This window comes from Brevibacillus sp. NRS-1366, assembly GCF_050467985.1.
Genome location: NZ_JBITPN010000042.1, coordinates 1 through 25,072, shown reverse-complemented (window position 1 = coordinate 25,072; position 25,072 = coordinate 1). Strand labels below are relative to the sequence as shown.

Here is a 25,072-nt window from a genome sequence, read left to right as displayed (position 1 = left end):
CAGTTCAAAACCCTTTGGACTTTGATTTTGAGGGTAAAATCGCGTGCTCTGCTTTTTCGTATAGCTCTAGCATTTTCTGCACAACCCGTAATCGCGGCACGATCAAATAAATAGTGAGGGCAGACCCGATGCTGATCAATGCGCCCACGATGACATCCGCAGGATAATGAACACCTACCCAAATACGAGAAATTCCTACACAAATAGCTAAAATCATCCATAAAAATCCATCTTTCTTTTTGAAAAGCCAGTAGGTCATACAAAAGGAAAAGAACAGAATCGTATGGTCGCTGGGGAATGAGTTGTTTACCGCTTTTACTACCAGTTGATTCACATCGGACAGCTCTGCGAATGGTTGGGCATTGTAATGAAAGCTTCCCGCGATTTTCCCGAGTACTTCAGCGAGTACAAAAGTGAAGCCCGCACAAACAACCATGATTCGATTCCGATTTTTTCTCGTGAACCAGTAGACCAAGGCACTCAATGCCAATACATATACGGTATATTCTGCGATGACAAAAAACGCTGGGTTCAGAGATGGATATTGCTTTCCCATGTCATTAATCAGTCTAAAATAATGAATATTTATTTCCATACCATCCATTATTTGTGATCCCCCTTCTTTTCCAATAGGAGAATCTTATTCGATTTTGGAGAAATGAAAAATTGATTTTTCTTACACCGCATTACATTTTTGTAAGGTTGACAGCCATTTTCTTTTTCCGACAGTTTTCGAGTCTGAAATTTTATTTTAATCCCGATTTTTGTTAATGATATTTCATTTCAAACCCACATAGATATGTAACAAAATACCACAATTTGAAAGCGCTTTACAATCAGGGATAAAGGGGTGGATTACGTGTTGAATGGCGGTTTGCTGCGTATCCGCGAATCATTGCACATGATCAAACCGTCAGAGCAAAACGCTGCACGCTACATTCTGGCCAAACCGGATGAGGTCATTCGCCTTTCCATTAAAGAGCTGGCGGAAAGAAGCGAGTCCAGCCAAGCTGCCATCATTCGCATGTGCAAAAGAATCGGTGTAGATGGTTTTCAAGAGCTAAAAATGAGAATTGCCGGTGATATTCAGTCCAGTACCGAACAAGATGAATACAAAGAGATTCGTCCAGACGCTGCTATTTGCACATTGATTGAATCCGTTTCGTATAACAATATCCTCTCTTTGCGTGAAACGATCAAAATTCTTGAACCGGATAGAGTGGAGCAGGCGATTGAGGTATTGCACCTGGCGAAGCGAATTGATTTTTTCGGGGTAGGGGCTTCACAGCTGGTGGCCCAAGATGCCCAGCATAAATTTTTGCGGATCAATAAAATGTGCACGGCTCACTCGGATTCCCACCTGCAGCTTACCTCTGCGGTCACACTTACAGCAGGCGATGCAGCGGTCGGCATTTCCAATTCGGGTGAAACCTCGCAAATCATTACGACGATGAAACAAGCTCGCAAATCGGGAGCGACAACCATCGGTATTACCAAATACGGTCATAATTTGTTGGCAGAAGTCGTTGATATTCACCTAACCACATTTACGACGGAGACCGGGGAGCGCAGTGCCGCCACTTCGTCCCGAATTGCGCAGCTCAATGTCATTGACATTCTGTTTCGCGGAGTTGCCGGCAAAAATTATGACTCCTCATCTGTTTACTTGCGTGAGACGCGCAAAGCAGTCCGCGAACAGTACAAATAAGCCAGGTGTCAAATTTCTTCATAATGGGAGGTTTTCCATGAAAAAGAGAAGATTATTTTCAGCGATCGGCATTTTCGGTTTACTGACGGCAGTATTCATCACAGGCTGTAGCAGCCAAACCTCGACGCAGCAGGGGAACAAGGTAGAGCTGTTTCTCGGCTACAGCTCTGACCCGCCTACGAAGAAAAAGATGGAAGAGATTATTAAAAAATTCGAAGAGTCACATCCGAACATCAAGATTAAAACAGAGACCGCTCCGTATGAAGACTTTTATCAAAAGCTGACTACCCAGATTGCGGCTGGTAATGCACCTGACATCTGGCAGAGCGATGGGACAAAGGTATTCGGGTTTGCTCAGCGGGGCGCGATTCGCGACATAACTGAATATGTCACGAAAGAGATCAACAAAGATGAGGTAAACGGCTTGGAATTCAACAAGGACGCAGCCGGGAAATATTGGGGTGTACCGCAGGGCATTCAGGTTGGTGCTCTATTCTACAACAAGGATTTGTTTGACAAAGCTGGAGTGAAATATCCAACTGCAGACTGGACATGGGATGAACTGAAAGTAGCCGCTGCCAAGCTGACGCTTGATGCAAACGGGAAAAACGCCGACGATCCCGCCTTTGATAAAAATGCTGTTAAGCAGTACGGATTTACCTTTTTCGGCAGCTCCCGCGGTGCCTTCAATATTTTGAAAGCGTATGGCGGCGGCGTGCTGGATCCAACGATGACCCAATCAATTATAGGCTCACCCGAGAACAAGAAAGCCGTGGAGTGGATGGCCGACGGGATGAAACGAAAGCTTTTCCCCAATCCGGCTGATCTGAAGGCATTCCAAAGCAACTTCAAGGTATTCCTGAGCGGCGCTTCCGCCATGCAGATTGATATTTACGCAGCGACTACTGCCATGAACGGCGCTGATTTGAACTACGATGTCGCCCCGCTGCCCAAAGGACCGGATGGGAAACGCTTCGCCCCGGTGATTGCCAACTCTTGGGTGATCAACAAGAAAGCAAATGAACAAAAGGTGAAGGCTGCACAGGAATGGATCACGTACTGGACGACCTCTGATGAGGCGCAAATAGAGTGGACACAGGTAGGCGAAGCCATTCCGGTGAAAAAATCGGTGGCGAACTCGGATAAGTTCCTGACAACTGATACTAAGCCGGAGAATAAAAAGGTATTCCTCGACAGCCTGGAGTTTGCCGGAACGATTGACACCAATGCCGTATTTGCAGAATGGGTAAAGGTGTTCACCGATAATCTCTCAGATTTGTTTATGGACAAATACGGGGTGGATGAATATATCTCGAAAACAGATCAAGGCATTCAAAAGGTCCTTGATGATTTCTTTAAAAAATAGGAATCCGCCAGTGAGGATGTGTGTAGGGCCATGCTGAAGCTGGAAAAGAGCCAAGCGGCGCAGCCAGAAGTGAAGAACAGAAAATGGTTGGACGGCGAGGGGAGATGGGGACTGCTCCTCGTCTCTCCATACCTTGTCCACTTTGTTGTATTTGTGGTAGGAACCTCCCTCGCGTCGCTTTATTTCAGCTTTTCCGACTACGATATTTTAAATCCGCCGAAATGGACAGGACTGGATAACTACGAAAAGCTGTTTCAGGATCCGCTGTTTTATCGGGCGTTATGGAATACCGTCTACTTTACGCTCCTGTATGTTCCGGCCAAAACCTTTTTGGCGCTGCTCTTGGCGGTAGCGCTTAACCAAAAGCTAAAAGGGCTGAAATTGTTCAGGATGGTACACTTTCTGCCGGTGATTTCCTCCTGGACGGTGATCGCTTATGTAGCAGACGCGATTTTTAACCAGCGGATCGGCTTTGCCAATGCCGTTCTGGCTAAGTTTGGCATCGCTCCGCAAAGCTGGCTGATTGACGAGGGATGGGTCATTCCCGTTCTGGTGGTCGTAGCGATCTGGAAAAGTGTCGGATATATGATGATCATTTTTCTGGCCGGCCTGCAAGGGATTTCTTCTGAATTGTACGAAGCTTCCTCGATTGACGGGGCCAACGCCTGGCAAAAGTTTTGGCGAGTGACCGTTCCGATGATTTCTGGAACGACGTTTCTGGTGGTGATCCTAAATACCATTTACTCCTTCCAAAACTTCGAACAAATTTTTGTCATGACGGGCGGTTCTACGGAGGCAGGCTCAACGGGAGGAGCAAACAACGCCAGTCTGGTCCTGATGCTTCTGATGTTCCGTCAAGGGTTCAGCTTCTTTAAAATGGGCTATGCCTCTGCAATTGCTTGGGTGTTGTTCCTGATCTTGCTGGCGATCACCCTGATTCAATTCAAGCTTCAAAAGAAATGGGTTCATTATGACTAAATTTGGTGGCTATAGACGAGGAAAAGGAGGTAGCCATGAAAAGACGTTTTCCTCTGGGTAAAATCACAGGATATTTATTTGTGCTCATTAGCTCGTTGATCATGTTTATCCCGTTTTTGACCACCGTCTTTAACTCGCTGAAAACCTATAAGCAATACATGCAATTCCCACCGGAGTGGCTGCCTGATCCTGCAAAATGGAGCAACTATACACAGGTGTGGGAACAGGCCAATTTTAGCAGCTACACGATGAACAGTGTAATTGTCGCGGTCCTATCTGTTGTGGGAACGCTTCTTTCCAGCTCCATGGTTGCGTTCGCCTTTGCCAGACTGCGGTTTCCTTTTCGCGATACGCTTTTCATGATCGTGTTGGGGACGATGATGATTCCCGGGATTGTGACGATCATTCCGCAATTTATTATCTTTAAAAATCTTGGTTTGCTCGATTCGCTGACGCCGCTCTGGATATTGGAGTGGCTGGGCCAGCCGTTTGCTATCTTCTTGATGAGGCAAGCCTTTTTGAGTATCCCCAAGGATTATGAAGAAGCAGCCAAGCTGGATGGATGCAATCCGTTTCAAATTTATTGGAAGGTGTTTTTGCCGATGTGCAAGCCTTCTCTTGCAACCCTGGCGGTGTTTACCTTTATGGGAAAATGGAATGAAATCCTTGCACCTGTAATTTACCTGCTGTCAGAGGAGCATTTTACACTGCCCATCGGCATTTTGTCACTGCGCGGACAGTACAAGACGGACGACCAATTGCTGGTGGCGGGTGCCCTGATCAGCTTGATTCCGATTCTGATCGTTTTCCTTTTTGCGGAGAAGTATTTTGTAGAGGGCTCCAAAACATCAGGACTGAAGTAAGGCGAGGGGAGGCAGTGAAGAGTCATGCGTTATTTGCCTTGGGATGTTGCCTTTCTGGAGGCGCTGTGTGAGCTGTGGAATCAGGAGCTGGGGGAGCGGTTCCCCATGCGAGAGGAGCTTTTTCGACAAAACAGCTTTGATGACGAGAACGTATTCCATACAGGATCATGGATTGCCTGGGATTCTGATGCTCGGCGACCTGTCGGCTTCGTGGTGGCAAAATGCTGGCAGGAAAAGCTGGCTGTAGAGATGGGAAAAGGATTGGGCTGGATACAGGTGCTGCTCGTCGCCGAAACATACCGCAAACAGGGCATTGGCGGGGAATTGCTGACGAGGGCGGAAGCAGCGCTGCGACAGCAAGGCGTGCAAAGAATTCTACTGGGACGTGATCCTTATCACTATTTCCCAGGGATTCCCGAGGAGTATCCAGATGTAAAAACATGGTTCGAAAAGCAAGGTTATTCTGCCGCTGCCCCTTTGGAACACGACCTGTTTTGCCGATATCCTGATTCAACCTATGCAGAACTACCACTTGTATCGGATGGCCATTTCCGCCTTTTGACCTCTGCAGACAAAGAGGCGTTCCTTACCTTTTTGCATTGCTGCTTCCCTGGGCGGTGGGAGTATGAAGCGATTCATTATTTCAGGCGCGGGGGAACAGGGCGGGAGTTCGTCATTTTGGAAAGGCAGGGAGAGATCATCGGCTTTTGCCGCATCAATGACAGCCAGTCTCCTTTTATTGCACAAAACGTTTACTGGGCGCCGCTTTTTCCAGATGAGCTAGGCGGAATAGGACCGCTCGGAGTGAATGTGCGGTACCGGGGACAAGGCATGGGGTTGGCGATGGTGGAAGCAGGAATTGTCATGCTGCAGAGTCGCGGGATCAGGCAGATCGTGATCGACTGGACAACGCTTGTCGATTTTTATTCCAGGCTGGGGTATCAGAGCTGGAAGCAGTATGCAAAGTACAGCAAAGAGCTCGGATGAGAGAAAAGGCATGTGGTTTAGACTGATACAGGGGGTTCTTCATGAGAGCGGAGCAGATGACTGTTGAGCAAAAAGTAGGGCAAATCCTAATGATTGGCTACCAAACGATGGATATTCCTGCGGAGATGGAAACATGGATCAGGAAGCGCCATATTGGAAACGTCATTCTCTTTAGTCGCAACATCGATACACCCGAGAAGACGTTTGAACGGATGCGGGTCTTACAAAGCTGGGCACGGGAAGCGAAGCAGCCTTATCCGCTGCTCATCGGGACCGATCAGGAAAATGGCGTCGTCACCAGGCTGCAAAGAGGTGCGACCCGTTTTCCTGGAGCCATGGCGCTCGGAGCGACAGGAAATCCAAAGCATGCGAAACGCATCTATCAGGCGACCGGAGAGGAGCTCCGATCAGCAGGGATCTCGATTAATTTTGCCCCTACCATAGACGTGAACCTCAATCCGCTTAATCCGGTTATTGGGGTGCGCTCGTTTGGGGAAGACCCGGAATGCGTCTCCCGTTTTGGAGAGGCAGCGGTTCAAGGATTGCTCGCAAGTAATGTGATTCCTGCTGTTAAGCATTTTCCGGGCCATGGAGACACCAGCACCGATTCTCATGAAGCAATTCCTGTTCTCAGGCACGATCTGAAACGATTGACCGATGCAGAGCTGGTTCCGTTTAGACGTTGCATCGAGGCTGGTGTTCCGATGGTGATGGTGGGTCACATCAGTTTGCCCATGATTGATGAAAGCGGCTCGGCAGCATCGACCTCAACTGAAATGGTAACTGAAATTCTGCGCAATTCTCTCAGATTTGAAGGCGTTGCGATTACGGACTGTATGGAAATGGCCGCAATCGCAAATTCAATCGGGGTTCCAGAAGCAGCTGTACTGGCGATACAAGCAGGGATTGACATGGTTCTCATATCCCATACGCAAGATGTTCAAAAAAAGACCCATGCGAGGCTGCTTGAGGCGATTCATCGGAAAGAAATCTCGCTAAACAGGGTAAACGAAGCGGTAGCTCGCGTGGTTCAGTTGAAAAAACGATTTCTTTCCTGGGAAAGCTGCCTGGCAGAGAAGGGACCGTCTTTTGATCGAGATTCGCATGAAAAAATGGCGGAAGAAACCCTTTCGCAAGCAGTTACTCTAGTTAAAAATGAAAATCAGCTTCTTCCTATTGCCAAAAGCATTCGTCAGTTGGGAGTGGTTTTGCCAGGAGTCACTACCCTTACCTTGGCGGAGGATGACCAGTCTCTCTCAGAGGATCTACTGGCACCTCTGCAAAAATATTGCGCTGTGAATGGCCAAATCTTATCCTCGCTCGATCCATTGCAGAGTGAAGTGGAGCGGATCGTAACAGAAGTGGCCAAAACAGAAATCGTCATCGTATTCACTTACAACGCTCACATTTACAAAGGACAGGCGCTGCTGGTGCAAAGGCTGAAGCAGTCGGGGAAAAAGGTAGTAGCAGTGGCGCTTCGTAACCCCTACGACCTAATGGAATTTCCAGAAGTGGATACCTATCTCGCTGTATACGATCACGGAAAAAAGGCAATCGAGCGCATAGCCGATGTCTTGTTTGGAAAGTGCCAGGCTGTCGGACAATTGCCTGTCAGCATTCGCTACAATCGTCATTCAAAAACTGAGTAGCTTCAGGTTTCACACCTGACGTTAGCTCGGTTTTTTTTGCTTTCAAATTGCAACGCTCACATTTTTTATGTAAAAACCTATTGACCTATATATCCGACTGCAAAGGGTTAAAGTATAAAACACGCAGGGAAGGGAGGCAATTTATTATGGAGAAAAAGAGATTTGTGGTTACTCCCGGTTTCGAAGTAGGAGGAACTATTTTTCGGCCAGAACAGTTGGCAGTTCTTGGTTCTATCGTGGGTAAAGATGCCAAAATTGAAATGACCACGTTTAAACAACTTTATGTGGAAGTGCAGGGTGAACGTGAGGAAGAAATAAAGGAAAAACTGAAAGCAACAGGGCTGGAAATTCACCCTGCCGGTTTTTACACCAAAAGTTTAATCACATGAAATTTCTGCAGAGGAGCAGAAGAGGCAGGAATCGGGTATCGGTTGAAACACTACGTGAAGTGGTCGTATAGATTTGCCTAATGAGTACGGCTAGCGCCAGATTATTCTGGTGCTTTTTGTTGTTCAACACGCTGCCTCTCCTCCTTGAGAAGGCAAGGGCCAGGTTTTTAGAGCAATAAGGAATGGAAACGATCTATCAAGGGAACATTTTAATGGAAATTATCGATAAAGGAGGCTTTGATGCTATGTCCATCAATCTTGCCGTTATTTATTACAGTTCCACTGGTACGAACTATCAATTAGCTGATTGGGCTGCTCAGGCTGGAAAAGAAGCGGGGGCAACAGTAAGAATTTTGAAGGTTCCAGAACTCGCTCCAGAATCAGTTATAGCTGGGAATCCGGCATGGAAGGCGCATGTAGAGGAAGCGGCATGCGTACCGACTGTTTCCGAAGATGATTTAGTATGGGCGGATGCCATTATTTTCAGTACACCGACTCGTTTCGGAAACGTCGCGTCCCAAATGAAGCAATTTTTAGATCGAACAGGGGGACTCTGGTTTCAAGGAAAACTGGTGAACAAGGTAGTCAGCGCCATGACATCGGCTCAAAATCCCCATGGGGGCCAAGAGCAAACCATCCTTTCTCTTTACACAACCATGTACCATTGGGGAGCCATTGTGGTTGCACCAGGGTATACCGATCAATCTGTTTTTACTGCTGGCGGAAACCCGTACGGAACGAGCGTAACGGTAGACCAGGATGGAAAGATGAAAGAGGACGTCAGAGGGGCAGTACAGCATCAGGCCAAGCGTGTTGTGACTGTAGCCGAGTGGGTTAAGAAAGGTATGCAGTAATTGCTTTGTCTGGACAACAGAATGTAAAGGAGGGCTGTTGCATGGATAAATGGCATTTGTGGATCAATGGAAAATGGGAAGAGGCCGAAAAATACGAACCGCTGCACGCCCCCCATACCGGAGAAGAAATCGCCCTGATCGCCCAGGCCACACCTGAAGATGCAAAAAAAGCGATCGAAGGGGCACATGGTGCGTTTCAGGAATTCAAGCGGCTGCCAGCGCATGAACGCTCTCGTATTTTATTGAAGGCAACGCAACTTCTGGAACAAAGAAAAGAAGAGGCAGCCCGAATTATTGCCACGGAAGCGGCAAAGCCGATAAAAGCAGCGCGAACGGAAATCGTACGCACCATCCAGACATACCAATTTGCCGGAGAGGAAGCCAAACGAATATACGGTGAGCGGATTCCCATGGATGCAGCCATCGGTGGAGAAAACCGGGTCGGTTTCACGATGAGAGTTCCGCAAGGCGTGGTATCGGCGATCACTCCTTTCAATTTCCCTTTTAATTTGGTGGCTCACAAAGTGGGGCCGGCAATAGCAGCAGGCAATGCCATTGTGTTGAAACCGGCAGAGAAAACACCACTCAGCTCGCTGTTTCTTGCGGAGCTTTTTCAAGAGGCGGGATTGCCGGCTGGCGTTCTCAATATCATCCCGGGGTTGGGACCAGAACTGGGACCAATCTTAGAAACTCATCCGTACGTGAAAAATATTACGTTCACAGGCAGTCCAAAAGTGGGGAAGGAAATTCGCAAGCTGGCTGAATTTCGCAAAGTGACGTTGGAGCTGGGGTCAAATTCGGCGTTGATCGTCGATGAAGGAATTGACGTAGACAGCATCATGGATCGAGTAGTGGAGGGGGCTTTTTCGTACAACGGCCAAGTCTGCATTTCCATCCAGCGTATTTATGTGCACCATTCCTTGTATGAGACGTTCCTTGAACGAATGATTGCTCGAACAAAGCAGCTCGTGATCGGTTCTCCGTTCGATGAAAATACGGATATTACGGCGGTGATCACCAAAGACTCGCTGGAGCGGCTCGCCACCTGGATCTCAGAGGCAGTTGGGCTTGGCGCAAAGGTGGTATACGGAGGTGATGTGGACGGTCAAATCATGACTCCCGCTATCCTCACTGATGTTTTGCATCAGGCCAAGGTCATTCAGGAAGAAGTATTCGGTCCGATCGTCAGTGTCATGCCTTTCGAACATATCGAGGACGCGATTCGGTTGGTGAACGACTCGCGCTACGGACTGAACGCGGGAGCGTATACGCGCGACATCAATCGCGCCTTTGCCTGTGTCAACCAAATTGAAACGGGCGGAGTATTGATCAATGACATTCCGACCTTCCGCTTGGATCATATGCCGTATGGCGGAATAAAGGACAGCGGTACCGGCAGGGAAGGAGTCAGGTTCGCGATGATGGATATGATGGAAGAAAAGTTCGTAAGCTTCCATTGGGACAGCAAATAGGGATGAAAAATCCATTTTTGGGGTGAAATGATGAAAGCAACGGATTTGCTGGTGAATTGCCTGGAAAATGAAGGAGTACGGTACATATTCGGAATTCCGGGGGAAGAGAACATTGATCTTGTTCACTCGTTGGCTTCTTCTGAGCAGATTCAATTTGTGGCAGTCAGGCATGAGCAAGGAGCGGCGTTTATGGCTGACGTATACGGCAGGTTAACCGGGAAGGCGGGGGTTTGTTTAGCCACACTGGGACCGGGGGCCACCAATTTGCTCACTGGTATTGGCGACGCCCATTTGGATCATGCACCTGTGGTTGCGATTACTGGACAAGCCGGGATGGAGAGGATGCATAAAGAATCGCACCAGTACATTGACGTAGTCGCCATGTTTGAACCCGTGACAAAATGGTCCATTCAGATCAAGCGACCGGAAACAATCCCGGAAATTGTCCGGAAAGCTTTTAAGCTGGCTGAAATGGAGAAGCCCGGCGCAGTGCTGATCGAGCTTCCCGAAGATATTGCGGCAGACGATATTGACGCGAAAATCCTTCCGAAAACACCATTGCCAATCACTGTTCCCACGGCGCACAGCATGAACAAGGCTCTGGAGTTAATGGAGAAAAGCCAAAAACCGTTTATCATCGCAGGAAACGGAGTACTGCGACAGCAGGCGTCAGAAGGACTGCGAGCATTTGCGGAGGCGTTGAAGGCGCCGGTCGCACACACGTTCATGGCAAAAGGAGTCTTGCCTCCCGATCATCCCTTGAACATGTATACAGTAGGATTGCAGATGAAGGATTATGTATTGTGTGGGATACATGAAGCTGATCTCATCATTGCCGTCGGCTACGATTTTGTCGAGTATCTCCCCATCTACTGGAATGAGCATGAGCCAAAGCCCATCGTCCATATTGATACAGAGCCGGCCGAGGTCGACGAGCATTATCCAGTTGGCGCGGAATTGGTTGGAGATATCAAAGCCACATTGGAATATTTGACGGAAAATCACACAGGAGCGAAAGCATGGACGCCGAGTGGTGACCTCCATCAAAAGCTGAAGCAGGAGCTGGCCCAAATCAATGCGGATGCAAGCGATGGCAGCACGCGGATTAAGCCAAAGACAATCCTGGAGGAATTATCGAAAATCACGTCAGAGAATACGATTGTGATTTCGGATGTAGGAGCCCATAAGCTCTGGATTGCCCGAAATTATCAGCCCAAGCTTCCAAACCGCGTAGTCATCTCCAATGGTTTTGCTGCCATGGGGATCGCAGTACCGGGAGCGATTGGCGCCAAGCTGGCTTGCGCCGATGATCCGGTCATATGCATCACGGGTGATGGTGGGTTTTTAATGAATGGGGCAGAAATCGAGACGGCAAAACGGTTGGGATTGGCGTTTACCATCCTTGTGCTCAGCGATTCCAAGTATGGCTTGATTGAGTGGAAGTTGAAAAATCGGTTTAATGCAAGCTACGGGGTAGAATTTGAGAATCCGGACTTTGTCCGTTTTGCGGAAAGCTTCGGGATCGTTGGTTTGCGTGTCAATCATGCTGACGAGCTGGAGCCGACATTGAGAAAAGCCATAAGCATGAATGACATCGTTATCGTAGAAATTCCCGTAGATGCCGAAGAGAATCTAAAATTAAGCCAGCACTTGGGGAAATTGGTTTGCAGACAGTAAACAGCGTGTGACTTGCGTATGTGTATAGATAAACGGCCAAAGTGACAGTTCTTTGGCCGTTTGGTGTTTGGTTGGGTACACTTGCATGAAAAAGACCACAGATGGATCTCATCTGTGGTCATGGCAGCTGTCGCCTTCTATCATTCACGTACTACCCCATTTGTTCTTTTGTCTATGTAGCTGACAGCTATCCACTATTTAGGATAGCATAATATGCGCGCTTGTTGATGCGGTAAGTTATGTATGGATTGATATAACTCGTCAGGATCACAAAGCATCTGGAGCGCTATACCCAATCAACGGGAATGACAGGAGATAAACAACAAGGGACTGGGGAAGCTGGAGCGTTTTCTTCTTTTTCCTCTCTACCACCACAGTCTCACCGACCACTTAGTCAAAGGACGTGGGCGCACTTCCCGCGTTTTTTTAAGCTAGGATTGTCTTTTGGAATGTCTACGATTTGCTGGAAAAAGTAAAGCTCCCGTTTTCCAGTATTTTTACGTCATCAATGTACACATTCGGTTTGTTCACAATCAGGTCAATATGTACCCTCGCCTCAATCGTTCCCCCGAAAGTAATATTGCTGCCGAAAGCAACATGAATCGTCCCGAAAGCTTTTTCATCCTCCAATACGATCCCGATAATTCTCGCTTTATGGTTGGTCCCAATGCCGAATTCCGCGAGCTGGCGACCGTCTTGCTCTCCCAATGTGCCAAGAAGCTGTGCGGCCATGGGACCTTGGACGTCAATGAGGCGCCCGTCCTTTACCGTCAGCAAATGCGGCTCATCAACCATGCTGATTCCGGCGATTGAACCATCCACCACGATTTGTCCGTTGGCGCTGCCCTCTACTGGTGCGATATAAGCTTCACCAGAAGGCAGATTCCCTGATTGACCGCTTTCCAAATACACCCCAGTACTGGGAACTCCGTATCTCTTATCAATGGAAAATTGCAGCACATGTCCATCCTTTTCGATGCGCACAAGTTTGCCGTTGGTGAGTATGTCCGTCACGACTTCTGTCAATCGTTTCACTTCGTTGTAATCGGCTGCAATCGCTCCGGCTGTGAACATGTCAGAGGTAATGCCTGGCATGGTAGCTACGCGTGTGCCATGAGCCGCAGCAACCTTTCGTGCCTGCGTGTGAGTGAGGGAATGTTTGGTAATACAGATGGCTACATCCGCCTGCTTCATCGCTTCGGCAATCGCTTGAGGAGGCTCCTGTCCAGATTTTTCACGTTCTTTCATCACCAACAGAATGGTCTCTGCACCGAGCTGTTGTCCGGCTTGGTAAAGGGCTTCAGCCAACGGGCGCTTTTCTTCATCCGTCACGATAACCAGTTCTTCCTTTTCTTTTACCCCTAAACAAGTAGCGATCAGATTACGGCTAATCTCAACCAAATGGTTCATTTTCAGACACTCCCGCCAAAAGAATTGAAATAATAACTGATTGTACTGAATGGAAACACTGTTCATCAAGATAAAAATTTTTAGATTTTTGAGTATTTACACTAAATTAATGATTTGCTATAATCCAAAACGTAACACATATTGAACATATGGTTCATTATTTGAAACACCTTAAACTACTGGGGGGATTCGTAGTGAGGAAATTTCTTAGGGGAAAAGCACTGTTTTCTGCTGTCACGGTCGTTTCGATGATGGCACTGGCTGCTTGTGGCGGACAGAGTAGTGCTCCCGCGCAAGATGGAAAAGGGGCTGCACAAGAACAAACCGCTGCCGGCGAACCGAAAGATGGCGGAATATTAAAAATCGGCTTGTCTTCTACGGCAAAAACACTGGATCCAATTGCTTACACAGGTGCTTACGAATCAAACATCATCCGCAGTATTGGTGACACGCTTGTCCGTTACAGCAATGACTTGTCCAAGATCGAGCCCAGCTTGGCAACAGAGTGGAAAGTATCGGATGACATGAAGATGTACACCTTCAAGCTGCGTGACAATGTGTATTTCCAACCAGGTAAATACCAGGATGGACGAAAAATGACAGCGGAAGATGTGAAATACAGCTTGGAGCGTTCCGCAAAACAATCCGCGCTGAAACGTCTTCGCGGTGTGCAAAGCGTAGAAGTCGTTAGCGCAAACGAGGTAACGCTGCATCTTGATCAGCCAAATGCAGCTTTGCTTGCCATGCTGACAGACGGTGGCAACATCGTCGTTCCTCGTGAAGAGGTTGAAGGATGGGGTGACCAGTTTGGCCAACACCTGATCGGTACCGGTCCTTTCCAAATGGACAAGTTTAATCAAGACGATTCCGTAGCGTTGAAACGCGCGGACAAATATTGGGGACCCAAACCGCATCTGGATGGCGTCGAGTTTAAATTCATCACGGATGCCAACATGATGACCAATGCGCTGCGTTCCGGAGACATTGATGTTGTAACCGATGTCAAAGGCCAAAACCGTGCGGTCATTGAAAAGGACCAAAATTTGAATTTACAGACCAAACCAGGTCTTTCGCTTGAATATATGGGCTTGAATCAAAATGAGGGTCCAACCAAAGACAAAAAGGTTCGCGAAGCCATCCGCCTCGCTGTCGATGTAGAAGGACTAGTTAAAGGCGTGTTCAAATGGGGTGGAGCGGAGAAGTCCTATCTGCCTTTGCCAAAAGCATCTTGGGGCTATGATCCTGCTCTCGAATCTGCAGTGCCTGCTTTTGATCCACAAAAGGCGAAGCAGTTGCTGGCAGAAGCGGGTTTCCAAAATGGATTTAAAACGGAGCTGTACGTCATTGCTTCCCGTGTACCGCAAGCAACTATCGTAGCTCAGCAACTGAAAGACAACCTGAACATTGATGCTGAAATCAAGACTGTAGAGTGGGGAACCTTTAGCGATGTCGTAGCAAAAGGAAAAGCGCCACTGTATATCATGGGCTGGTCCTGGTATCCAGATCCTGACTTCTTCCTCTATCAAATGTTCCACTCGAAGCAAATCGGCTCGCTCGGAAACGGTTACGGCTACAGCAACCCGGAAGTAGACAAGCTGCTCGATCGTGCGACGGCCGAAACAACAGATGAAGCGAAACGCAAAGAAATGTACGGCCAAGCCATGAAAATGATCAACGATGATATTGTCCATGTAGAGCTAGGTCTGCTCGATGTGGCGACGGGCATGAAGAAATATGTACAAGACTACCAAGTACGTGCTGATAGCTCGATCTTCTTGGTGAATGAAGAGACGAACGTTTGGTTGAACAAATAACAATCTAGCGAAATCAACAGATCGAAGAGAGGGCCAAGCTCCTCTCTTCGAACATTCTTATTCTCGAAGAGAGCCCATAGATACCAGGAAGGAGGAGAGAAGGATTGCTTAAACTGATTCTGAAACGATTAGTCGACCTGATCCCGACTTTGTTGGTGGTTGCTACCACCGTGTTTATTATCACTCGCTTGATTCCCGGTGATCCGGCGGCGGTGCTTTTGGGACCGCAGGCATCTCCCGACGAAATAGCGAAGATGCGCGAGACACTTGGCTTAAACGAGCCGATGTACCTCCAGTATATTGATTTTCTCGGCAATCTTTTGAAGGGGGACCTGGGGACATCCCTTGGGTACCATCAGCCCGTTTTATCGTTGATTTTGGAGCGTTTTCCGAATACATTGCTTCTCTCCGTTTGTGCTCTCGCCATCGCACTTCTGATCGGAATTCCGGCAGGCATCATCTCTGCGACCAAACAGTACTCGGTTTGGGATTACACGGTCATGATCTTGTCTCTGGTCGGGGTTTCCATGCCGATTTTCTGGCTCGGGGTGATGCTGGTTCTCTATTTTAGTGTTCATCTTGGCTGGCTACCAGCGACAGGGATGGGTTCACTGTCAGAAGGTTTTGGAAGCGTCATCACTCACCTTGTTTTGCCGAGTATTGCGCTGTCTACCATTCCCATGGCGACCTTCGCGCGAATTACACGCTCCAGCATGCTTGAAGTGATCAGGCAGGATTACATCAAGACAGCGCGAGCAAAAGGTTTACGTGAATTTTTCGTCGTTTGGAAGCATGCTTTGAAAAATGCTCTGACGCCGCTTTTGACGGTAATGGGGATGCAAATTTCCTCTATGCTTGGCGGTGCTGTTTTGACAGAAACAATTTTTAGCTGGCCCGGGATGGGACGTTTGGTGGTAGACGCAATCGAAAACCGTGATTTCGTCGTGGTACAAGGAACGGTTTTGTTTATCGCTGTGATCTTCGTATTGATCAATCTGCTCGTTGATATTTTATACACGGTGGTCAACCCGCGCGTGAATTTTTCCAATAAAGGGGAGGGCTGATACGACATGAGTAACCATGCCCAAAATCTCTCGCCAGTTTCAGTACCGCTTCCTGTAAAGAAAAAAAGCAAGGAAAACAGTGTTTGGAGACGCCTCTTGAAAAACAAGCTTGCCTTAGTCGGCATGATCATCATTGCCATCATGGTGATTTTCTCTGTGTTTGCTCCGCTTATTGCAACGCATCCGCCGAACGCGATGGATCTCGCCAACTCCTTGTCAGAGCCGGGTGTTGATGGACACATTCTGGGTACAGACAACTACGGCCGCGATTTGTTCAGCCGGATCATTTATGGAACCCAGATCTCGTTGATCGTCGGAATTTTTGCGATCGGACTCGGAGGCATGATCGGTACACTGCTTGGTCTGGTAGCCGGTTACTACGGGGGTAAATGGGACGCGATCATCATGCGCTTAATGGATGGATTGTTCGCCTTTCCGTTCATCCTGCTCTCGATCGCTTTGATGACTGTGCTTGGGGCCGGATTGTTTAACGTCATTTTGGCGATTGGGGTTGCCAACATTCCAGGGTTTGCCCGGATCGTGCGTGGCCAGGTACTCGCTGTAAAAGAAGAAGAGTACATCGAAGTAACGAGATCACTCGGTGCCAATGATTCTCGCATTATTTTTAACCATATCCTGCCAAATTGTATGGCGCCTATCATCGTGTACGCAACGATGAATGTGGCAGGAGCCATTATTTCCGAAGCAGCCTTGAGCTTTTTGGGCTTGGGTGTCCAACCACCTACTGCTTCTTGGGGCAGCATCTTGAAGGACGGTAAAGATTTTCTCGTGCTCTCGCCGCATATGGCTACTTTCTCCGGTCTAGCGATTCTCCTGTCCGTACTTGGCTTCAACCTGTTCGGTGACGGATTGCGAGATGCCCTGGACCCGAAAATGAAAGTGTAACAAAGGAGTGAAAGGGAATTGGCAAAACCAGATGTATTGCTCAGTGTGAAAGATTTGGCTGTCTATTTTTACTCGTCTGGAGTCGTTAAGGCGGTTAACGGCGTGAGTTTTGACTTGAGACAGGGAGAGACGATCGGAATTGTGGGAGAATCTGGATCGGGAAAAAGCGTAACCTCTACCGCCATACTTGGGCTGATTCCGTCTCCCCCTGGAAAAATCGAGAGAGGGAGCATTCTCTTTGAGGGGAAGGACCTGACGAAGCTCTCCCAGGATGAGATGCGGAAGATTCGCGGGAATGAGATCTCGATGATTTTCCAGGATCCCATGACTTCTCTGAATCCGGTATTTACGGTAGGAAATCAAATTATGGAAGTCATACGCTTGCATCAGCAAGTAAACAAAAAAGAAGCACGGACCCGTGCGATTGAGATGCTGAAGCTGGTAGGAATCCCCGAACCGGAAAAGCGCTTGGAGCAATATCCGCATGAATTTTCTGGCGGGATGCGACAGCGAGTGATGATCGCGATTGCTTTGGCTTGCAATCCCAAGCTGTTGATTGCCGATGAACCAACTACTGCTTTGGACGTAACGGTTCAGGCACAAATTTTAGATTTAATGAAGAAACTCCAGGATGATCTAAAGACATCCATCATTATGATCACGCATGACTTGGGAGTAGTCTGGGAGAGCTGTCAAAAGGTACTCGTCATGTATGCCGGTAACACGGTTGAATACGCAAACGTCGAGGATTTGTACCAAAATCCGCTTCATCCATATACATGGGGATTGCTTGATTCCCAAATCAAGTCCGATACAGTGGGCAAATTACCTTCCATTCCTGGAAATCCCCCTGATCTGCGCAATGAAATTGCAGGCTGCTACTTTGCTCCTCGCTGTGGGTACGCGCAGGAGAAGTGTTTTACCGAAAGGCCGCCGCTCGTGGAAGTAAGCCCGGGGCATATGGTGGCCTGTCATTTTCAAACAGCTGATCAGCGACTAAAGCGGGAAGGAGGAGAAGCGAGTGAGTGAAGCAATCCTTCAGGTGAATAACATTAAAAAGTATTTTCCTGTAAAAGAATCAGCACTGTTCGCTAAACCTTCTAAGTTCGTCAAGGCAGTGGACGATGTCAGCTTTGAGGTGAAAAAAGGGGAAACGCTCGGCATCGTAGGTGAGTCCGGCTGCGGGAAATCGACCTTGGCCCGGCTCGTCATGCAGTTGATCCGTCCGACGTCCGGCTCTGTCATCCTGGGTGGCCAAGACCTTGCTGCCTTGTCCGATCAAGAGTTGAAAAAGGCGCGGAAATCGATTCAGATGGTGTTCCAAAATCCGTATGCCTCGCTGGACCCGAGAAAGACAGTAGAGCAGCTCGTGATGGAGCCTCTGGTGATTCATCAGGTGGGTACGCAGCAGGAGCGGATAAAAAAGGTGCAGGAATTGCTGGAAGTAGTGGGGCTCAGCGACTATCACGCCACCAGATATCCCCATGAATTCAGTGGTGGACAAAGACAGCGGATCAATATCGCCCGCGCACTCGCTCTGCATCCGGACGTTGTGATCTGCGATGAGTCTGTATCCGCGCTGGACGTATCCATCCAGGCTCAAGTCATCAACCTGCTGAAGGAGCTGCAAGCCAAATTTAATCTCACTTATATCTTCATCTCTCATGACCTGAACGTCGTTCGCTACATCAGTGACCGTATCGCTGTCATGTACTTGGGTCGAGTCGTAGAGATGGGGACATACGAAGAGATTTATCACAATCCACAGCATCCTTACACGCGCGCGCTTCTCTCGGCTGTGCCAAAAGAAAGCCCGCTGGTTAAAAAAGAACGCATGATTTTGACCGGGGATGTACCAAGCCCGATGAATCCGCCTTCTGGATGTCATTTTCACCAGCGCTGCCCTTATGCCACGGATCGCTGCAAGACAGAAACACCAGCGCTGGAGTTGTTTGAGGGGCAGCATCGGGTTTCTTGTCATCTACTAGGAGATATATCATAATAACTGAAGGAGATTTGTTCTATGTCATTCAAACACGTTATTGAAATGTATGATCTGATGGATAGCGCTTTTGTTAGCGGGAATGACCTGAAAGAATATTTTGAGCAGCGTCATTTTTCAAATGTGGAAGTTTCTACCGTAACAGGTGAAAAAGGAAAGACCGATTTTGTAAAAGTAACCATTAAAGGCAAAAATGGAAAGAGCAATGGCGGAAATGCGCCGACGCTCGGCATCATTGGCCGACTGGGAGGAATTGGAGCACGTCCTGAGCAAATCGGATTTGTTTCCGATGGGGACGGTGCCCTCGCTTGCATGGCTGCTGCCGCAAAACTGGCAGATATGCAGCAGCGGGGTGACATCCTGGAAGGGGATGTCATTCTCACCACCCACATTTGCCCGGATGCGCCGACTCTGCCGCATGATCCGGTGCCTTTCATGAATTCGCCTGTCGATATGAAACAGATGAATGAATACGAAGTATCAAAAGAGATGGATGCGATCTTGTCCATCGACACCACAAAAGGGAACATGATCCTCAACCATACCGGATATGCCATTACCCCTACGGTAAAAGAAGGATATATTCTGCGCATCAGCACGGATTTGCTTGAAGTAATGAAGCAAACCTCTGGCAACATGCCAGTGACACTGCCAATTACGACGCAAGATATCACCCCATACGGCAACAATGTACATCACATCAACAGTATCATGCAGCCGTGCGTGGTAACGGACAGTCCTGTCGTAGGGATTGCTCTGACGACCCAAGTGCCAGTAGCTGGTTGTGCAACGGGCGCTACCCACCTCATTCATGTCGAGCAAGTCGTTCGTTTCGTGATTGAAGTGGCCAAGCTTTACGGAGTCGGCAAGTGCGCGTTCTTCGATGAGAAAGATTTTGAGATCATGAGCTCGTTGTATGGAAGCATGAAGCATCTGCTGACACTGGATGGCAGGGTGAGCGAAGCATGAGCGATCAAATCAAACAACTAAAAGACCAAGCCGTCGCCGCCGTTGAAGAGAACAAAGATGAGCTGATTGATCTGTGTTGTCGCCTGATTCAATTTCCGAGCGAAAACCCGCCGGGCGATTCTGAACCGATCAGCCGTTATATACATGAATACCTCGAGCGTTTTGGAATTGAGACGCAGTGGCATGAAGCGGGTACAAAAATGTATAACCTGATCTCCCGAATTGGCAATGCTGGGGGTAAACGCCTGATTTATTGCGGTCACACCGACGTCGTACCGGCTGGGGATCTCTCCAAGTGGGAATTCGATCCGTTCAGCGGAGAAGTCAAAGACGGCTGGATACTAGGCCGTGGGGCTTCCGATATGAAAGGCGGGCTGGCTGGTCTGATTTTTGCAGCCACTATTTTGAAAAGGCTCGGAATAGAATTGCCCGGGGAATTGATTTTGGCAATCGTTCCTGACGAAGAAACGGGCGGAGAGCTGGGCGTACCGTGGATTTTGGAACGCAAGCTGGTAGAGGGAGATGGCTGCCTCATCGCTGAACCTTCATCACCATACAATCCGACACTCGGTCAAAAAGGATCTTGCTGGTTCCAACTGACTGTATATGGGAAGCCTGCGCATGGCAGCCTCGGACCGATTGCCGGAAAAAATGCAATCATTGATGCGATGAGAGCGGTCGAATGCATCCGTACCGTGTGGGATTATCCCGTAACGATCCCGGACGAAGTGAAACCACTAGTCGAAATTTCCAAGGAATACATGCTCGGAACAGAACGCGAGCCGTATCAAGGCGTACTGGAGCGGATTTCCTGCAATATTGGAACGATCCAGGGTGGAACGAAGTCAAATGTCGTTCCTGACACCTGCACGGTCGAGGTGGACTGCCGTCTGCCATTTGGCGTAACGAGAGAAGAAGTGATGGCGTATATTCACGGGAAGCTGGATGCTTTGGAGATTGACTATGATATCAAGCCGTTTGGCATTATGAGTCATGCGAACTACACCGATCCTTCCGACCCTGTTTGCCGCGCGATTGTCGACAACATTACGTTTGTAACCGGAGAGCATGCATACGGGGTGCAGCAGTGGGCGAGCAGTGACGCCAGACACTTCCGCGACTACAACATTCCAGTCCTGCAATACGGACCGGCGTATTTGCCAAGCATTCACAACTTTAATGAAAAAGTGCTCGTAGAAGACGTCATTCGCTGCGCGAAAGTGTATGTGGCTGCAGCCATTGACTTTTTGCATGGGCAGGACGGAGCTTAAGCTTTTGCCCATCTTACAACATCAAACAAAATAAGGGGAGTCGTCGTGTTAAAAACATTGGATCAATCACTCAAATTGTTACAGTTATTCACAAAAGAAAAGCCAGAGTGGGGAGCCCGGGAGTTGGCCAAGGAAACCGGTTTGAATCACACGAATGTTTACCGCGTCTTGTCCACTTTTGAGGCAAATCGCTTTCTGGTGAAGGATCCGGAGACGAAAAAATACGCTTTGGGTATTCGGCTGTGGGAACTGGGTCTGACAATGAAAGAGTCGTTCCATGTTTCACGACTGCTTCGTCCCATTTTAGAGCGAATGATGGTCGAGGCGGGAGAGTCTATCTTTTTGACTTGCCTGGACGGGGATGAGGGGTTGACCCTGGATGCACTCGAGCCTGATCATGTCGTGAAATATTCGGTCTCGATAGGCAGCCGTTCTCCTTTGTTCGTAGGGGCGTCCTATCGCTCCATTATGGCCTATTTGCCGAAGGAGCACATCGAGCGCATTATTTTGCAGGGCCTCAGGCAGTACACCAAAAATACGATTGCAGATCCAGATCAATTGCGTGCAGAGCTGGTTCATATCCGGGAAGAGGGGTGGGCGCGGAGCACGGGTGAATATACACCGGACGTATTGGCTATCGCTTGCCCGTTGTTCCATTATGATGGTCATATCATGGGATCGCTGACGATATCTGGCCCGCTTTACCGGATGCCGGAAGAAAAAATCGCAAAGTACCATGAAATCCTAATGCGGGGAAAACAGGAGATTGACCAAGTCATCAAAGAGTATCGGATTGATCTCTCTCGGTATTACTTGTTTGGCTAAATACGAGGCCCTTCATCTCGCAGGGTAAAAACCCAGTCTAAAACACGTCATGTCGTTTTAGACTGGGTTTTCGTTTTGACAAGGAGGAGGAATTACTTCCCCGACTGTCTATCTAGTACAGATAAGAATTTATAAAATTCTTATCCAGTATAAGGGCAACCGCGACTCCGCCAAAAGGCATGGCGTAGCCAGGTTTTCTAATCTTGATAGCAGTATTGCAGCTTGGTAAAGGAATTTCGTAGCTCGATGACTGTGGCTTTGATCACTTCTGGCTTGTCTTTTTCCGTCAATCCCCGCACGATGAGGTCCGCAATGATATCCATCTCGGCTTCTTTCATTCCATACCGTGTCACTTCGGTGGTGCCGATGCGCAAGCCGCTTGGATAATCCCAATCTTCTGGATTGTCTCCTGGGATCAAATTTTTGTTTGTGATGATATTGGACTCTGCCAATTGCTTCGCGACTTTGTATCCGCCGCCGTAATCACGTACGTCCAGAATCACCTGATGAGTCTGCGTATACCCTTTATGATCGCCCAGTACACGGACGCCTCGCTCGTGGAGAGCTTTGCCGAGCGCCTTGGCATTGGCAACGATTTGCGCCATGTACTCTTTGCCAAAAGCAAGGAATTCTGCAGCAGCAGCAGCGAGCGCCGCGACCCGGTTTACTTGATGAGTTGCTGCAAGTGTAGGGAAGATGGCATCTGTAATCGGTACGGAAAGTTCTGGATCGTTCCAGACGATGATGCCGCTTTGCGGTCCGCTGAACGTTTTTCCTGCTGAGCCGGTAATGACGCAGGCACCTTCGCGCAGAGGATCCTGGAACTGTCCGCCGCCAATGAGTCCGAGCTGATGGGCACCGTCAAAGAAAATTTTTCCGCCCCACTCTGCCACGATCGCTGACATCTCTTTCAGAGGGAAAGGAAACAGTGTCATGGACGCCCCGAGTGTGACTAATTTGGGGCGAACCTGTCTGGCTACTTTGGCGAATTCATCCAGATTAACCGTCAGTTCAACCGGGTCCATCGGCACGTCCGTAATATGTAAGCCGCGGACTCCAGCGGGACCGTCCATGCGATTGCTGGAATGTCCGCCGAATGGTTGGGAGATGGTCATGATTTTGTCGCCGGGCTGAGTCAAGGCGGAGTAGACGGTCATGTTGCCAATCATGCTTGCTACCAGACGGTGATCGGCAAAATTGGCTTGAAAAACTTTCTTCAACAGCTCAACACAAAGGGCTTCAATTTCATCAATATATTTGGTGCCGGCAAACCATCGCTGCCGGGAGCCGATATGTCCTTCAGCAGCACGGGTACCTACTTCTGATGCCAAGAGCTGACGAACAAGCGGACTCGCAGGTGCCTCTGGTGCCAGAAGATTCAGACACTCAGTTCCGCGCCAAATGGCATTACGATTGACTGCATTTACGATTTCCTCCTGAACCAATCGGGGCGACGGACTATTCTCAATGATTTCGCGCGCCCGTGCCAGAACGCTGGTATCGTGAACTTCCCCTTTCAGATCTACAGTGCTCATGCGTGTTACCCCCTACTCAATTAAATTGTATCCTCAGTAAGTAACCTGCCAAGACTGAGCCAGTTTTCTTCAACGAGTTCAGCTGCAGTCTGACTTTGACTGTTTTTCATCGCTGTAATTATTTTTTTGTGCTGCTCAAATGAATCTAGACCTTCCAAAGAGCCGAATCGTGCAAACTCAAGCCGTCTGATTTTGGGTACAACTCGCTCGAGAGCAATGTAGATTTCCCGATTTCCCGCAATGTGTAAAAAAACCTCATGAAATCCGTCATCCGCCTCGATTGCCTTCATAACATCTTTTTGTTCCAGTGCGTCATACAAGCTGTCGTTCCACTTTTCCAATTCGGCGATATCAGCCTCCTTTACTTGTGGGACTGCCAAACGTGCAGCCAATGCATGCAATGCGGCAACAACAGGAAAAGCGTGTTGAGCCTCCTCTATGTTTAATGGTGTTACGCGAGTGAGAGAGCCCGGGATGGATTCTACTAATCCTTCGTCCTCGAGCCGCTTCAATGCTTCCCGGACAGGTGTCCTGCTTACTCCAAATTGGGTAGCGAGTTCGTTGTCATTCAGACGCTGTCCCGGTTCCATTTGCAGCATGACGATCGCTGCTTTTAACGATTGATACACTTGATCACGCAGAGAGGGGCGGTTGATGTGTTTTATAAAGGTCGTGTTCATAAAACCAATATATTGGATATTAGTTGGGTAGTCAATCCGTAATTTTTAAATAGTTGGAAAAGACAGAAAATTATGTGCTGAAGGGCAATCATGGATCAAATGAAGTAAAAAAACATTCATCGCCAAAATGTTCACAGACTTTTCACTTATGAGGAGTTTTTCACTATCTCTATAATAACAAGGGGAAAAAGAAAGGATGATGGAAATTGCCAACAACTAAAAGAGAAGATTTTTATTTTGGGTTGATGATGTGCTTTGGAATGGTCGTAATCATGACGCTTTATAATTTAATTCAAAATGGCTTGATTGGCACGGTATCTCTGAAAGATATACTTTTTCAATTTATTCTAGGCTTTATTGTTGCTTTCTTATTGGAAGTATTCATTGTTGGTCCGGTTGCTAAGAAAATTGCTTTATCTTTACCCTATGACAAATCTAGGAAGGGATTTGTGATTCTATCTATTTCATTTTTTATGATGATTGGAATGGTTTTCTTTATGTCTCTATATGGATTGGGGTTTGCTTACTTTTCTAACAGCTTGATTGGAGAATCAAAAAGCTAGGAAAACAAAAGAAAGTGAACGCTATTCGCAACGTAGACGACAAAGAACAACGATGGATGAAAGACAAAGACCACAAGGTTAGTCGTGAAA

The 25,072-nt window shown here is 48.1% G+C and carries 23 protein-coding genes and 1 pseudogene; 20 read left to right on the top strand and 4 right to left on the bottom strand.

The genetic code is table 11. The features are described 5' to 3' along the window. Positions 1-4 precede the first annotated feature (4 nt). The gene (locus ACIFQN_RS26970; RefSeq protein ID WP_429836126.1) at positions 5-604 is read right to left on the bottom strand and encodes an undecaprenyl-diphosphatase; all 600 of its coding nucleotides are present in this window, start codon (positions 602-604) and stop codon (positions 5-7) included. A gap of 258 nt (positions 605-862) precedes the next feature. Here ACIFQN_RS26970 and ACIFQN_RS26965 point away from each other — a divergent pair, with 258 nt between their 5' ends. From ACIFQN_RS26965 to ACIFQN_RS26920, 10 genes are all read left to right on the top strand, one after another. Then, complete coding sequence (locus ACIFQN_RS26965; RefSeq protein ID WP_429836201.1) at positions 863-1,708, top strand: MurR/RpiR family transcriptional regulator; 846 nt, start codon at positions 863-865, stop codon at positions 1,706-1,708. A 37-nt stretch (positions 1,709-1,745) separates the two neighbouring features. Further along, entirely contained in the window at positions 1,746-3,074 is a 1,329-nt protein-coding gene (locus ACIFQN_RS26960; protein WP_429836125.1) for an ABC transporter substrate-binding protein, read from the top strand. A 30-nt stretch (positions 3,075-3,104) separates the two neighbouring features. Beyond that, on the top strand, positions 3,105-4,052 hold the full coding sequence (locus ACIFQN_RS26955; protein ID WP_429836124.1) for a carbohydrate ABC transporter permease: 948 nt from the start codon (positions 3,105-3,107) through the stop codon (positions 4,050-4,052). A 35-nt stretch (positions 4,053-4,087) separates the two neighbouring features. Further along, positions 4,088-4,915 (top strand): carbohydrate ABC transporter permease, encoded by an 828-nt coding sequence (locus tag ACIFQN_RS26950; RefSeq protein WP_429836123.1) that lies wholly within the window; start codon positions 4,088-4,090, stop codon positions 4,913-4,915. A 24-nt stretch (positions 4,916-4,939) separates the two neighbouring features. Then, positions 4,940-5,902 (top strand): GNAT family N-acetyltransferase, encoded by a 963-nt coding sequence (locus ACIFQN_RS26945; RefSeq protein WP_429836122.1) that lies wholly within the window; start codon positions 4,940-4,942, stop codon positions 5,900-5,902. A 41-nt stretch (positions 5,903-5,943) separates the two neighbouring features. Continuing rightward, entirely contained in the window at positions 5,944-7,551 is a 1,608-nt protein-coding gene (locus tag ACIFQN_RS26940; RefSeq protein ID WP_429836121.1) for a glycoside hydrolase family 3 N-terminal domain-containing protein, read from the top strand. A 146-nt stretch (positions 7,552-7,697) separates the two neighbouring features. Then, positions 7,698-7,940, top strand: coding sequence for a hypothetical protein (locus ACIFQN_RS26935; protein WP_429836120.1), 243 nt, complete (start codon positions 7,698-7,700; stop codon positions 7,938-7,940). A gap of 245 nt (positions 7,941-8,185) precedes the next feature. Then, complete coding sequence (gene wrbA / locus ACIFQN_RS26930; protein WP_429836119.1) at positions 8,186-8,794, top strand: NAD(P)H:quinone oxidoreductase; 609 nt, start codon at positions 8,186-8,188, stop codon at positions 8,792-8,794. A gap of 41 nt (positions 8,795-8,835) precedes the next feature. Continuing rightward, positions 8,836-10,266, top strand: a complete 1,431-nt coding sequence (locus tag ACIFQN_RS26925; protein ID WP_429836118.1) for an aldehyde dehydrogenase family protein — start codon at positions 8,836-8,838, stop codon at positions 10,264-10,266. Between the two features lie 27 nt (positions 10,267-10,293). After that, positions 10,294-11,943, top strand: a complete 1,650-nt coding sequence (locus ACIFQN_RS26920; protein ID WP_429836117.1) for an acetolactate synthase large subunit — start codon at positions 10,294-10,296, stop codon at positions 11,941-11,943. 453 nt (positions 11,944-12,396) lie between these two features. On the opposite strand, the gene ACIFQN_RS26915 is transcribed toward ACIFQN_RS26920, so the two are convergent. After that, positions 12,397-13,353, bottom strand: a complete 957-nt coding sequence (locus tag ACIFQN_RS26915; RefSeq protein WP_429836116.1) for an aminopeptidase — start codon at positions 13,351-13,353, stop codon at positions 12,397-12,399. A gap of 248 nt (positions 13,354-13,601) precedes the next feature. Here ACIFQN_RS26915 and ACIFQN_RS26910 point away from each other — a divergent pair, with 248 nt between their 5' ends. The 8 genes from ACIFQN_RS26910 (at position 13,602) to ACIFQN_RS26875 (ending at position 22,204) form a co-directional block, all read left to right on the top strand. Beyond that, positions 13,602-15,167, top strand: coding sequence for an ABC transporter substrate-binding protein (locus tag ACIFQN_RS26910; RefSeq protein WP_429836200.1), 1,566 nt, complete (start codon positions 13,602-13,604; stop codon positions 15,165-15,167). Positions 15,168-15,271: 104 nt separating this feature from the next. Then, positions 15,272-16,231 (top strand): ABC transporter permease, encoded by a 960-nt coding sequence (locus ACIFQN_RS26905; protein WP_429836115.1) that lies wholly within the window; start codon positions 15,272-15,274, stop codon positions 16,229-16,231. Between the two features lie 6 nt (positions 16,232-16,237). Next, positions 16,238-17,137, top strand: a complete 900-nt coding sequence (locus tag ACIFQN_RS26900) for an ABC transporter permease (RefSeq protein ID WP_429836114.1) — start codon at positions 16,238-16,240, stop codon at positions 17,135-17,137. Positions 17,138-17,155: 18 nt separating this feature from the next. Next, complete coding sequence (locus ACIFQN_RS26895; RefSeq protein WP_429836113.1) at positions 17,156-18,166, top strand: ABC transporter ATP-binding protein; 1,011 nt, start codon at positions 17,156-17,158, stop codon at positions 18,164-18,166. Further along, positions 18,159-19,139: an ABC transporter ATP-binding protein gene (locus ACIFQN_RS26890; RefSeq protein ID WP_429836112.1), complete on the top strand. Its 981-nt coding sequence runs from the start codon at positions 18,159-18,161 to the stop codon at positions 19,137-19,139. The genes ACIFQN_RS26895 and ACIFQN_RS26890 overlap by 8 nt, the downstream gene beginning before the upstream one ends. A 21-nt stretch (positions 19,140-19,160) precedes the next feature. Next, on the top strand, positions 19,161-20,108 hold the full coding sequence (locus tag ACIFQN_RS26885; RefSeq protein ID WP_429836111.1) for a DUF1177 domain-containing protein: 948 nt from the start codon (positions 19,161-19,163) through the stop codon (positions 20,106-20,108). After that, positions 20,105-21,379 (top strand): M20 family metallopeptidase, encoded by a 1,275-nt coding sequence (locus tag ACIFQN_RS26880; RefSeq protein WP_429836110.1) that lies wholly within the window; start codon positions 20,105-20,107, stop codon positions 21,377-21,379. The genes ACIFQN_RS26885 and ACIFQN_RS26880 overlap by 4 nt, the downstream gene beginning before the upstream one ends. Before the next feature lie 45 nt (positions 21,380-21,424). Beyond that, a complete protein-coding gene (locus tag ACIFQN_RS26875; RefSeq protein WP_429836109.1) occupies positions 21,425-22,204 on the top strand; it encodes an IclR family transcriptional regulator in 780 nt (259 codons plus the stop codon). Positions 22,205-22,401: 197 nt separating this feature from the next. Here the strand turns inward: ACIFQN_RS26875 and glyA are convergent, their stop codons facing one another. Together glyA and ACIFQN_RS26865 are read right to left on the bottom strand one after the other, a co-directional pair. Further along, a complete protein-coding gene (glyA, locus tag ACIFQN_RS26870; protein WP_429836108.1) occupies positions 22,402-23,739 on the bottom strand; it encodes a serine hydroxymethyltransferase in 1,338 nt (445 codons plus the stop codon). A 20-nt stretch (positions 23,740-23,759) separates the two neighbouring features. Then, the gene (locus ACIFQN_RS26865) at positions 23,760-24,419 is read right to left on the bottom strand and encodes a GntR family transcriptional regulator (protein ID WP_429836107.1); all 660 of its coding nucleotides are present in this window, start codon (positions 24,417-24,419) and stop codon (positions 23,760-23,762) included. Between the two features lie 245 nt (positions 24,420-24,664). Between ACIFQN_RS26865 and ACIFQN_RS26860 the strand changes: the two genes are divergently transcribed. Together ACIFQN_RS26860 and ACIFQN_RS26855 are read left to right on the top strand one after the other, a co-directional pair. Next, positions 24,665-24,982, top strand: coding sequence for a DUF2798 domain-containing protein (locus ACIFQN_RS26860; RefSeq protein ID WP_429836199.1), 318 nt, complete (start codon positions 24,665-24,667; stop codon positions 24,980-24,982). After that, positions 24,973-25,072, top strand: a pseudogene (locus tag ACIFQN_RS26855) (RNA-guided endonuclease TnpB family protein); the annotation flags it as partial. The gene ACIFQN_RS26860 and the pseudogene ACIFQN_RS26855, both read left to right, overlap by 10 nt.